The 11,739-nt window shown below is 66.7% G+C and carries 9 protein-coding genes and 1 pseudogene; 4 read left to right on the plus strand and 6 right to left on the minus strand.

Annotated elements, in window-relative coordinates; translation table 11 throughout:
• Positions 1–692: pseudogene (locus tag Q0066_RS07265) on the minus strand (ATP-dependent DNA helicase RecG); the annotation flags it as partial.
• A gap of 206 nt (positions 693–898) precedes the next feature.
• Here Q0066_RS07265 and Q0066_RS07270 point away from each other — a divergent pair.
• Positions 899–1,141 carry a hypothetical protein gene (locus Q0066_RS07270; RefSeq protein WP_298131570.1) on the plus strand — a complete coding sequence of 81 codons (243 nt, stop codon included), beginning with the start codon at positions 899–901 and terminating at the stop codon, positions 1,139–1,141.
• 59 nt (positions 1,142–1,200) lie between these two features.
• On the opposite strand, the gene rpmB is transcribed toward Q0066_RS07270, so the two are convergent.
• From rpmB to Q0066_RS07285, 3 genes are all read right to left on the minus strand, one after another.
• Positions 1,201–1,386, minus strand: a complete 186-nt coding sequence (gene rpmB / locus Q0066_RS07275) for a 50S ribosomal protein L28 (RefSeq protein ID WP_298131571.1) — start codon at positions 1,384–1,386, stop codon at positions 1,201–1,203.
• A 118-nt stretch (positions 1,387–1,504) separates the two neighbouring features.
• Positions 1,505–4,237, minus strand: coding sequence for a TIR domain-containing protein (locus tag Q0066_RS07280; protein WP_298131573.1), 2,733 nt, complete (start codon positions 4,235–4,237; stop codon positions 1,505–1,507).
• Positions 4,238–4,241: 4 nt separating this feature from the next.
• Positions 4,242–5,108 carry a neutral zinc metallopeptidase gene (locus Q0066_RS07285; RefSeq protein WP_298131575.1) on the minus strand — a complete coding sequence of 289 codons (867 nt, stop codon included), beginning with the start codon at positions 5,106–5,108 and terminating at the stop codon, positions 4,242–4,244.
• Between the two features lie 657 nt (positions 5,109–5,765).
• Between Q0066_RS07285 and Q0066_RS07290 the strand changes: the two genes are divergently transcribed.
• Positions 5,766–6,470 (plus strand): histidine phosphatase family protein, encoded by a 705-nt coding sequence (locus Q0066_RS07290; protein ID WP_298131577.1) that lies wholly within the window; start codon positions 5,766–5,768, stop codon positions 6,468–6,470.
• A gap of 6 nt (positions 6,471–6,476) precedes the next feature.
• Here the strand turns inward: Q0066_RS07290 and Q0066_RS07295 are convergent, their stop codons facing one another.
• On the minus strand, positions 6,477–8,159 hold the full coding sequence (locus Q0066_RS07295; protein WP_298131579.1) for a ribonuclease J: 1,683 nt from the start codon (positions 8,157–8,159) through the stop codon (positions 6,477–6,479).
• A gap of 80 nt (positions 8,160–8,239) precedes the next feature.
• Between Q0066_RS07295 and Q0066_RS07300 the strand changes: the two genes are divergently transcribed.
• A complete protein-coding gene (locus Q0066_RS07300; RefSeq protein WP_298131580.1) occupies positions 8,240–8,773 on the plus strand; it encodes a GNAT family N-acetyltransferase in 534 nt (177 codons plus the stop codon).
• Positions 8,774–9,009: 236 nt separating this feature from the next.
• On the plus strand, positions 9,010–10,002 hold the full coding sequence (locus Q0066_RS07305) for a glutathione S-transferase C-terminal domain-containing protein (protein WP_298131584.1): 993 nt from the start codon (positions 9,010–9,012) through the stop codon (positions 10,000–10,002).
• Between the two features lie 74 nt (positions 10,003–10,076).
• Here Q0066_RS07305 and sthA read toward each other — a convergent pair whose 3' ends face one another.
• Entirely contained in the window at positions 10,077–11,486 is a 1,410-nt protein-coding gene (sthA, locus tag Q0066_RS07310) for a Si-specific NAD(P)(+) transhydrogenase (protein WP_298131582.1), read from the minus strand.
• Positions 11,487–11,739 lie beyond the last annotated feature (253 nt).

Here is an 11,739-nt window from a genome sequence, read left to right on the forward strand (position 1 = left end):
ACGGCGGCGAAGGCGTCGGCCTGACGCATCACGTCGGCCTCGTCCAGCACCCAGTCGGGCCACGGGTCGTCGGTGCCGGACAGCGTGGCGAGGGCCAGCCGGCAACACTCGGCGACCTTCCAGGTGGGCAGCTTGGCGGTCGCCGGATACATGCCGACCAGCCCGGAACGGCTCATGGTGGCCAGTCGCTGCTTCTCCTCCGACGAGCCGACGATGGCGCCGGAGGCGTCCAGCATGACGAACTCGGGGTGGGTGAGCTGCAGCTGGTCGCGGAACCGGCCGACCTTGCCGACGAAGATGCCGCGCACCCCCTTGCCCAGCTCGCGCTCCCAGTACTCGACCAGGTGATCGCGGCCGAAGAAGGTGACCGCCAGGTAGCCGTGCCCGTCGGTCAGCGTCACCTCGAGTCGGCTCGGACGCCCACCCCGGCGCGACTGGCCGGAGTAGCCGCCCGCGCCGCGGACCACGTTGGTGCGGCTCACCCGGGCCATCACCGCGACATGCTCGCCCTCTTCCAGGGTGGCCAGGTCGGTCAGTTCGGTGCCGGACAGGTAGCGGCGCGGCAGATGCCGCAGCAGGTCGCCGACGGTGCGCACCCGGAGCTTCTCGAACTCCTTCGCCGTCCGGGCGCCCAGCACGTCGGCCACCGGCGTGTGCAGTTCGCGGTACGCCTGCGTCTGCCACCTCACCATGGTCGGCATGCTAACCGGAGCCTCTGACACGTTTCGCCGGGCGGGTCGTCCTGGTCTCGAACCCACCCAGGATGACCTTGCGCATCCTCGTCATCCCGGGCTCGCCCGGGATCTCGCGGGCTGGGCCGCTCGGCGTTGCTGCAGAGGGCCTCGACAAGCTCGACCGACGTCCGCCTCGGCGGCGGGGAACCTCTAGGCTCTGCACCATGCCCGTGACCCGTGACCAACTGATTGAGATCCTGGCCGAGGCCGACCCGGTGGGGCTGATCGCGACCGGAGCCCCACGCGACGAGTACGCGGCGGAGGCGGACGAGATCCTCGCGTTGCACGGCGTCCCCAGGTTGACCGAGGTCACCGGCATCTTCGGGGTCAGCTTCGGTGACCCCGGCGCGTGCCCGCGGGAGACGGCCCGCTGGATCCTCGACGAGATGGCACGCCGGGCCGACTGAGCACGGGCCGGGAAAGCAGAAGGACCCGCCGCAGCGGGTCCTTGAGCGTGCCGGTCAGGTCAGCGGGTGACCTTGCCGGACTTCAGGCACGAAGTGCAGACGTTCAGCCGCTTCGGGGTGCCGCCCACCACCGCGCGCACGCGCTGGATGTTCGGGTTCCACCGACGGTTGGTCTTCTTCTTCGACCAGGGCACGTTGTGGCCAAAGCCTGGGCCCTTGGCGCAGATGTCACACACGGCAGCCACTGGTAACTCCTTGATTGCTTGGGAAACGGGCCCCACGACGAGGGCCTCGTCAAAGATACCCGAGAGGGCGCCGGGGCGCCTAATCGGGCTCGTCTCCGACCCCTGGCGACCCCGACGGCTACGGCGAGTAGTCGCAGACCGTCGTGGCATCCGCGGCCAAGTACGGCTCCATTTGGGCGCGAGCGACGTACCTTGTTGCCGTCTCACAACCGACGGAGGCGTCCAGCAGATCGGTCCATGTTCGCAGATCATGAGCGTCGCCCGCGACAAGGCCGCGACCATCGGGACTGAACCGCACCGTCCGAACCTCCGGGAGGGAGACGCGGAACGGCCCCGGATCGGGTGGCGCCTGCAGAAGCCTGGCCAGCACGGCACCATCCTTCGCGTTCCACACCCGGATCCCGTCATAACGAGCAGCGGCAGCGATCAGCTCGCCGTCCGGCGAGAAAGCCACCTCGAACGCGCGGTCGCGAAGCCCTCGGAACGTACGCAATTCGTCGCCTGTCGCTGCGTCGAAGAGGCTGACCGTGCCGTCCGCCCAACCGACCAGCAGCTGGTTGCCCTCCGGATTGAAGGCAATGTCCATCACCCAGTCAGACCGCGCCTTCTGCCACACGACGTGATGGTCCTCGATGTCGCGCACGACCACCGTGTCCGACCGTCCGCCGTAAGCGAGAAGCTCCTTGCTCAGTGCAACCGCGTGCAGCGGGTCGTCATCGGATTCGGCATAGCGCAACTGTCGCGTCGCGACGTCCCACACACTGATCGTCTTTTCGTCACTCGCGCTGGCGAGCCAACGTCCGTCGGGACTCACCGCGAGGTCATTGGTCGTCGACTGGCCCTTTCCCGCCGGCAAAGTGCCGACCCGCTCACCACTGTCGGTCTGCCAGATCTCTAGTGCCTGTCCCAAGCCTGCGGTGACCAACTGCCTTCCGCCTGGCAAGAACCTCGCCCTATACACCTTTGTGCCGACATCGATAGTCCGCAGCCTCTTTCCTGCCCGCCACACCGACGCCTGATCTCCGCCTCCGGTGACCACATCGCCAGAACTGGCCACATCCAGGGTCGCCACCTTGGGCACCTGCCACGGCACGGCTCGATAGTCCCACATCACGATCGCACCATCTCGATCCGACGAAACGAGCCAATGACCATCCACGTCGAAGGAGATGCCGGTGATGATCCCGCCTTGCGCTCGAGGCTGCCCCACAGCCTCTTCCAGATCGACATCCCACAGTCCAACCGTTCCGTCGGCTGATCCAGACACCAAATAGGAGTCGCCGGTGAAAGCCACTCCGAACACCGAGTCATTGTGACCCGACAATGTGCCCGTCTCGCGCCCTTTCATGTCATAGAGATGGATCATCCTGTCGGTCGCTCCCACGGCAAGAATATTCTCGCCGTCAGGACGGAACGCAACAGCGACAGCTGTCTCGTCTTTGATCGTTGCGCTGAACACACGCTTTCCGCTCGACGCCTGATATACGGCGACAACACCACCTTTTGTACCGATGGCGAGAGTCTTGCCGTCGCGACTGAAGGCGATGTCCTCGACCGTGTCGTCGGTCAGGGGAATGGTCCGTGAAGTCGTCTGGGTTTCCAGGTCACGGATGACGACTCGGCCGTTCTCGGCCCAGGCCAGCAGACGCCCACCCGGAGCGAAGGTGAGACTCGCCGCGGAGACCCCGGCGATCGGGATCGCCGGCAGGCGCTCTCGCGACCCCGCGTTCCACAGCAGGATGGTGGCACCACGCCCGGCGGCGATCCGTTCATCGCTCATCGCCACACTCTTGATCGGTACATCGGACGGCTCTTGAAGATCGCTCCCAACCTGGCCGTGAGCCGCTCGGCTCCACAGTCGAACAGCCCCGTCGTCCCATCCTCCGGTCACGAAGAGATCCAGGTCCGTCCCGACCGCGACCCCGGATATCCAACCTTTGTGAGCCTGGATCGGCGCACGTACCCGCTGCAGTGGTTCCTCCGCGAAGGCCGCCTTCGCATTGGCCAAGGCTTGCAGCGCTTCGGGCCGGGGAACGCTGGTGGCCGCCACCGCCTCGCGCGCCAGTCCAATGGCCAGCGCATTGTTGCCGCCACGCACCGATTCGGCGGCCCCGGCGAGCCGTCTCGCCTCCGAGATCGCCCTCGCATCGTTCGCAGCCTGTTCAGAGTCGCGGGCGCCGCGTTCACTGACGCCCAACTGGATTGCCAGGATCATTGAGATCGCCGTCAGTACCGCCATCGAAACAGTCACCGCACTGCGGACCCGGGAGCGTCGCTTCGACTCCTTGACGTCCTCGTTTTCCAGATCCCGCCGCGAAACCTGGTGAATCGCCGCGGCCAGGCCGGTCACCTGTGCTCGGAAGGCGGGCGAACGCGAATCCCACGGGCCGTTGTGGCTGACGTCCAGGTAGGCAGGCTCTCGCGGCAGGACGCCTGGCTGGGTCAAGACCGGGGGCGCGGCATCCGACCATTCGGGCACGAAACCCAAATGAGCCGGATGCCAACGAACCGCGCCCTGCCCGAGAACCAGGAGCACGGAGCCTGGCCCCCGCGTTTGCAGCCAGTGCTCGAGCTCGCGATTCACCCACACCGATTTCGCCGAGAACGGCGACATGACGAGGACGAAGTAGCGCGCTTGATCCATCGCCTGAACGACGCCGCCCCACAGATCAGGGCTGGCCGTGAGATCGGTGTCGTCTCTGAACACGCGCAGCGCTTGACGTCGTCCGAACGGACGAGCGATCCGCTCCAGCGTCCGCTGCAGCCCCTGCGCCAGCAACCGGTCGTGGTGGCTGTAGGAGAGGAATGCGTCGTAACGCCAGGCGGCCGTCGGTAGTTGCGGTCCCGTCATGGCGTCAAGGTGTGGTCGATCCGGACGGCGAGGCGGCTGTCTGAACCAGTGGTGCGTGCGGCACGTACTTGTTGCAGGCTGTGACTCCCTGCGCGTAACCGGTGCTGAACGCCTCGATCCGCTCGTCCAAGTCGCCATGTTGCCGGGTCGGGCCGAAGTCGGCGATGACCCGCATTAAGGACCCGACGTCCTTGAGGTCGTCCTCGGCATCCATGATTCCCTGCCTGTTCGCCCAGCCTCCCCAGGCTCCCGCGACACAATCAGCCTGTATCTCCTGCGCCAGGATGTCTTCGCGCTGGTGATCGGCACGCACCACGATTCCCGCCAGGTTCTGGAGATGGTGGCCCCACTCGTGGGCAAGCCCAACGATCGGAGCGGCGTCTCCATGGTCGGTGTAGTACCTCCACATGCTCTGTTCACCGACATACACCCGGCGGTCGGACGGACAGTATTCGTAGGACTTGTCGTTGTACCTGGCGCGGCCCCCGGCCCCATCGGTACATCCTTCATCGCCAGTCGCGCCGGTCCGAACAAAGAGCCATTTTGCTGAGGTATCGACGGTGGGAAATTCACTCGCACCGAAGCGGTGAATCAGTTCCACACCGGTGTTCAGGAAGTAGTACATATCCGAGCTTTTGGTGAAGCACCCCTCGTAATCCAGGCAGGGAAGACAAATCCCTCGAGAGTCTGCGAACTGCCCGGGCGCACAGGAAGCCGCAGGACCGGTTGTCGCTTGTGGATTCAGGACTTCAGACAAAACAGCCTGCTGCGGTGAAGCTTCGGCGGTAGGCGGCGGTGTGATCTGCTCGGACGGCGCCTGCATGCAGCCTGCCAATGTCATCGTTGCCAAGGCAAGCAAAAATACACCCACATTTCTCATGTTCCCCCCGTAGAACACACGACAGCGCTTTTCCAGCGCAGTTCCGGGACGCCCCCACGACCCGGATATCGCGTGCGCACATTCCACACCCAGCCCGTCTGGCACGTCAAGTAGTTGACGTCAACGGTTTGTGAGAATCTGCGGCCCCCTCGGCACCCGGGCCAGCGTTGCCTATCATTTGGTGCGTGACGCACATCCGGCGCGCGGACGACGCGCCCTCCCCGGGGGTTCCCGGGCCGGCTCGGCCGTACCGGCGGAGAGGATCCGTCACGGCGTACCGCCTGATGTCGCCGCGCGACTGGACGACATCGAACGGAGAGTTCCTGCATTCCGACCCGGGTGATTGGTGGGTCGTGGGTCCGGACGGCTCAGGGCGAGGAGTTGACGTCGCTGAGTTTCCTCGGTTGTACGAGCACCTGAGTGCTGACCGTTACCGCCGCGTCGGCGTCGTGGTGGCCAGGCAGGCGACTGCCGACGAGGTGGTGGTCTCATTCGAGGGTCCGATGACAGCTCGTGCGGGCATGTGGATCGTTACGGCACCGCCCGGCAACTCCTGGGCGGTCCCGGATGCCGAGTTCCGGTCGGGCTACGAGCCCGTCGACGACTGACGCCCTCGCACGCCCGAACAACCGGAAAGGGGGTCCAGCCGTGGCCCTCACTCGCCGTGCGGCACTGATCGGTAGCCTCGCCGTGCTCGCCGGCTGTTCCACGCCGTTGCCGGCACCTTCCGCGCGGAGGGACAGCGCGTCCTTCGCAGCCGTCACCCTCACCCTGCTGCGACATGGTGAGTCGATCTCGTCGGTACGCGGGATACTCAGCACGGCCGTTCCGGGCGACGGGCTGACCGCGCACGGCGCGGACCAAGCCCGGCTGGCGGCGCAGGCGTTGGGAGTGCGCGATTTCGACGCGGTGTACGCATCGCCGTTGGCTCGGGCGACTGAGACCGCCGAGGCCTTCACAATCGGCAGGGGGACGTCGGTCCTCGGCCTTCCGGGCGTGAGAGAAATCAGTGCCGGTGCGTACGAAGGCCGGCCCGCGCGCGACTATGGCGCCGACTTCGTGGCGATCGTGGACAGCTGGGCCCGTGGAGCACTCAACGTCCGGGTGCCCGGCGGAGAATCCGGATACGAGTTCCTCTACCGGATGGACGCCGCGCTGGCAACGGTATTCGAATCGGGCGCCAGCCGTCCGCTGGTGGTGAGCCACGGCGAGGCGCTCCGCTGCTGGCTCCACAACCGGATGGGAGCGGTCGACGATCAAGACCTATCCCTGGACTCCACCGGCTACGTCGTGGTCACACTCGACGACGCCGGCTGGAAGGTGGTCGAAGTCCGCCCGGACGGGTACAACTGACCGGTTTCAGGCGCTGACCACCACCGGAAGGATCATCGGACGCCGGCGATAGGTGTTGTTCACCCAGCGGCCCACCGTGCGCCGCACCACCTGCTGCAGGCCGCGGACGTCCTCGGAGCCGTCGGCCATCGCGTCCATCACCGCCTTGGTGATCTGCCCCTTGACCCCGTCGAAGACCGAATCGTCCTCGACGAAACCGCGGGCATGGATGTCGGGGCCGCTGACCAGGCTCATCGAATGCAGGTTCACCACGACCACCACGCTGATGAAACCGTCCGCGCCGAGGATCTTGCGGTCGCTCAGCTCGGCATCGCCGATGTCGCCGACGGTCGAGCCGTCCACGAAGATGTAGCCACAGTCGAGTTTGCCGACGACCCGGGCCTTGCCCTTGGCCAGGTCGACCACTCCCCCGTCCTCGACCACGATCACCCGCTCGCGCGGCACCCCGGTCGCCGCCGCCAGGTCGCCGTTCGCGATCAGGTGCCGGATCTCGCCGTGCACCGGCATCGCGTTGCGCGGCTGGATCAGGTTGTAGCAGTAGAGCAACTCGCCCGCCGAGGCGTGCCCGGAGACGTGCACCAAGGCGTTGCCCTTGTGCACCACGGTGACGCCGTTGCGGACCAGTCCGTTGATCACCCGGTACACCGAGTTCTCATTGCCCGGGATCAGCGAGGACGCCAGCAGCACCACGTCGCCGGGACCGGCCTTCACCACCGGATGCTCGTGGTTGGAGATCCGGGACAGCGCCGACAGCGGTTCGCCCTGCGAGCCCGTGGACACCATCACCACCTTGTCATCGGGGTAGTTCTCGAGCTGCTTGAGCTCGATCAGGGTGTCGGCGGGCACCTTCAGGTAGCCGAGTTCCTGCGCCACCGTCATATTGCGAACCATCGACCGACCGATGTAGACGACCTTGCGGCCGTGCCGCACGGCGGCGTCCAGCACCTGTTGGACGCGGTGCACATGCGAGGCGAAGCAGGCCACGATCAGCTTCTGCTTGGCAGAGGAGAAAACCCGCTCCATGGCCGGTTCGATGTCGCGCTCATGGGTGGTGAAGCCGGGGGTCTCGGCGTTGGTGGAGTCGGCCATGAACAGGTCGACGCCCTCTTCCCCGAGCCGCGCGAAGCCGCGCAGGTCGGTGAGACGGTGATCCAGCGGCAGCTGGTCCATCTTGAAGTCGCCGGTGTGCAGGACGAGGCCCGCGGGCGTCCGGATCGCGACCGCCAGCGCGTCCGGGATGGAGTGGTTGACGGCGAGGAACTCGAGGTCGAACTCGCCGACCTTGATCCGGGTGCCCTCGGTGACCACGCGCAGGTCGACGTCGCGCAGCCGGTGCTCGCGCAGCTTCTCGCGGACCAGGGCGAGCGTCAGCCGGGAGCCGATCACCGGGATGTCCGGACGGCTGCGCAGCAGGTAGGGCACGGCGCCGATGTGATCCTCGTGACCATGGGTCAGGACGAGGGCCTGGATGTCGTCGAACCGCTCCTCGAGCAGGTGCAACCCCGGCAGGATCAGGTCGACGCCGGGATGGTCGTCGGAGGGGAACAGCACGCCGCAGTCGACCAGCAGCAGCTGACCGTTGAACTCGAAGCTGGTGCTGTTGCGGCCGACATCGCCGAGCCCGCCGAGCGGGATCACGCGCAATGCGTCTTTGGCCAGTTTGGGGGGTGTCTTCAGGGACTCACGCACGTCGGTCACTTTATCGTCGCCACCTCGGTGCCCAACTCAGCCGACTGGGTGCGGCGCGAGCGGATCCCTATCATGAACCCGTGATCGCCGACTCCGTCCGCCTGGCCCTGCCCGTCGAGGCCGCCCAGATCGCGACGATCCAACGACGGGCGTGGCACCAGCAACTGCCCGCCGACGTGGCAGGCCCAGTCCTGGCCGATGTCGACCTGGACGAGATGACCCAGTCGTGGCATGCGGCGATCGTCCGTCCGCCGTTGGCCCAGTTCCGGGTGCTGGTCGCCGTCACCGACGACCGCGTGGTCGGCTTCGCCGCGCTCGGGCCGAGCGACGACCCGGACGCCGACCCCGGTGAGGACGGGATCGTCGCCGAGTTCGCCATCGATCCGGCCGCGCAACGCTCAGGCCACGGATCGCGCCTGCTGAACGCCTGCATGGACACGCTGCGTGCCGACGGATTCGAACGGGCGACCTGGTGGGTACGTTCCACCGACGATGCGTTGCGCCGCTTCCTGACCGAATCCGGTTGGGCCGCAGACGGCGGACATCAGGAGATCGGCATCGACGACACCACCCGGGTCAAGCTGGTGCGCCTACACACCGACATCTCGGCTTGAACCCCGGACCGGTTCGGACTGGTTCGGCCACGTCATCCCGGGCCTGATCCGGGATCTCGATCGGTACGCAAGTCGATCGGTACGCAAGTCGAGGCGGAGATCCCGGCGTTCGCTGGGATGACGGGTCACGTCATCCGGGCTCGATCAGGGATCTGGATCCTGCGTCCTAAGGTGGGCGGCGGAAGGGAGCGGACGTGAGCGAGCACGAGGAACACAGCAAGGGTGGGACCTACTCAATGCCGGGGAAGGAGTTCGTCCGCGACAGCACCTACATCACCGACCGCGTCGTGGCCGCACCGCAGAGGCCCGGCGAGTGGCCGGTGGAACCCGGCCGCTATCGACTGATCGCCGCGCGGGCCTGCCCATGGGCGAACCGGACGCTCATCGTCCGCCGGTTGCTCGGCCTTGAGGACGTGCTGTCGGTGGGGATGCCCGGCCCCACCCACGATGCCGACTCGTGGACGTTCGATCTCGACCCGGGCGGCGTCGACCCGGTGCTGGGCATCCACAAGCTGAAGGACGCCTACGAGAAGCGCTTCCCGGGCTATCCGCGCGGCATCACCGTGCCGGCGATCGTCGAGATCGCCACCGGGGAGGTGGTCACCAACGACTTCGACCAGATCACCCGCGACCTGGCGTCCGAATGGACCGAGTTCCAGCGCCCGGGTGCCCCGGACCTGTGGCCGTCCGAGCTTCGCGACGAGATGGAACAGGTGATGCGCCGGATCTACACCGAGGTGAACAACGGCGTCTATCGCTGTGGTTTCGCCGGTAGCCAGGAGTCCTATGACGCCGCCTACGACCGGCTCTGGACGGCGCTGGACTGGCTGGAGGAACGGCTGAGCACCCGGCGGTTCCTGATGGGTGACGCGATCACCGAGGCCGACGTCCGGCTGTTCACCACGCTGGTCCGGTTCGACCCGGTCTACCACGGCCACTTCAAGTGCAACCGGAACAAGCTGATCGAACTACCGGCGCTGTGGGGTTACGCCCGCGACCTCTATCAGACGCCCGGCTTCGGCGACACGATCGATTTCGTCCAGATCAAGCAGCACTACTACATCGTTCATCGCGATCTGAACCCGCACGGCATCGTGCCGAAGGGGCCTGATCTTTCGGGTTGGCTCACCCCGCACGGACGCGACTCGCTGGGTGGGCGACCGTTCGGTGACGGGACGCCACCTGGCCCCGTCCGTGCGGGCGAAGAGGTACCCAACCCTCTCCTCTGAACGGGAATGGGACGGTCACGGGAAACGTCTCCGGTGACCAAAGGAACCGTCCCCGGTGACCGGGTTCGGTGGGGTCAGCCGGCGATCTCCTGGAAGCGGCTGAGGGCTCGGAGTTTGTTGGTGGCGTCCAGGGCGGCCACCTTGTACGCCTCCGACAAGGTCGGATAGTTGAAGACGGTGTCGACCAGGTAGTCGACGGTGCCGCCGCAGCCCATCACGGCTTGGCCGATGTGCACCAGATCGGTGGCGCCGGTGCCGAAGACGTGGACGCCGAGCAGGGTGCGGTCGACGGAATGCACCAGCAGCTTGAGCATGCCGTAGGAGTCGCCGACGATCTGGCCGCGGGCCAACTCCCGGTAGCGGGACAGGCCGGTCTCATAGGGCACCGATTCGCCGGTCAACTCATCCTCGCTCTTCCCGACGTAGGAGATCTCGGGAATCGTGTAGATGCCGATCGGTTGCAGCGGAGTGATCCCGCCGGGCTGCTCCCCCATCGCGTGCATCGCGGCCAACCGGCCCTGCTCCATCGAGGTCGCGGCCAGCGCCGGGAAGCCGATCACGTCGCCGACGGCGTAGATGTGCGGTTGGGCGGTGCGGAAGTGCTGGTCGACGGAGATCCGGCCGCGCCGGTCGGCCTCCAGCCCGGCGTTCTCCAGCGCGAGCGCCACGGTCGCGCCCTGGCGTCCGGCCGAGTACATCACCGTGTCGGCGGGGATCCGTTTGCCGCTGCCCAGTGTGGTGATGGTGCCGTGGGTGCTGCGCTCGACCCGTTCGACGGTCTCGCCGAACCGGAAGGTGACCGACAGGTCGCGCAGGTGGAACCGCAGCGACTCGACGATCTCGGCGTCGCAGAAGTCGAGCATCGAGGGCCGCGCGTCGACCACCGTCACTCGGGTGCCGAGCGCGGCGAACATGGACGCGTACTCGATGCCGATCACGCCCGCACCGACCACCACCATGGTTCCCGGCACCCGCTGCAGGTCGAGGATGCCGTCGGAGTCGACCACGTTGACGTCGTCGAACTCGACGTTATCGGGACGCGCCGGCTCGGTGCCGGGCGCCAGCACGATCCGATGCGCACTGACCGTGTGATGATCCGCCCCCTCCACCTTGATGGTGTGCGGATCGACGAACGAGGCGTCCCCGCTGTACAGCACGACGTGATTGCGCAGCAACTGGTTGCGCACCACCTGCGTCTCGCGTCCGATCACGTGCTGGGTGCGTGCCGTCAGGTCGGCGATGGTGATCTCGTCCTTGACCCGGTAGGACGCGCCGTACAGGTCGCGCTGATGCATGCCGGTCAGATAGAGGACGGCCTCGCGCAGCGTCTTGGACGGGATCGTGCCGGTGTTGATGCACACCCCGCCGAGCATCTGGCGACGGTCGACGATGGCCACCCGGTGACCCAGTTTGGCGGCGGCGATCGCGGCACGATGGCCGCCCGGACCGCTGCCGACCACCAACAGGTCGTAGTCGTACTTCATTGCGGCCTCCGTCCGTGCACTGCGGCGATTATGCGCCCCGACTAGCACCGACGGCAATGATCGGCCGGTTACGATCGCACGATCAGGGCCACAGCCGGTGGTAGGCGTTGATCGCCGGCTGCCCGCCCAGGTGGGCATACAGCACGGTCGAATCGCGACCGATCTCGCCGGAGGTGACCAGGTCGATCAGGCCGGCCAGCGACTTGCCCTCGTAGACCGGGTCGGTGATCATCGCCTCCAGTTGGGCACCCAG

It is taken from the genome of Micropruina sp. (genome assembly GCF_027492755.1).
Taxonomy (GTDB): Bacteria; Actinomycetota; Actinomycetes; order Propionibacteriales; family Propionibacteriaceae; genus Micropruina.

Bases quoted from the DNA above. Each gene is read 5' to 3' on its own strand.
- Q0066_RS07270 (WP_298131570.1), top strand. From the start codon at position 899: ATGCCCGTGACCCGTGACCAACTGATTGAGATCCTGGCCGAGGCCGAC.
- Q0066_RS07280 (WP_298131573.1), bottom strand. From the start codon at position 4,237: ATGACGGGACCGCAACTACCGACGGCCGCCTGGCGTTACGACGCATTC.
- Q0066_RS07305 (WP_298131584.1), top strand. From the start codon at position 9,010: ATGCCGGGGAAGGAGTTCGTCCGCGACAGCACCTACATCACCGACCGC.
- sthA (WP_298131582.1), bottom strand. From the start codon at position 11,486: ATGAAGTACGACTACGACCTGTTGGTGGTCGGCAGCGGTCCGGGCGGC.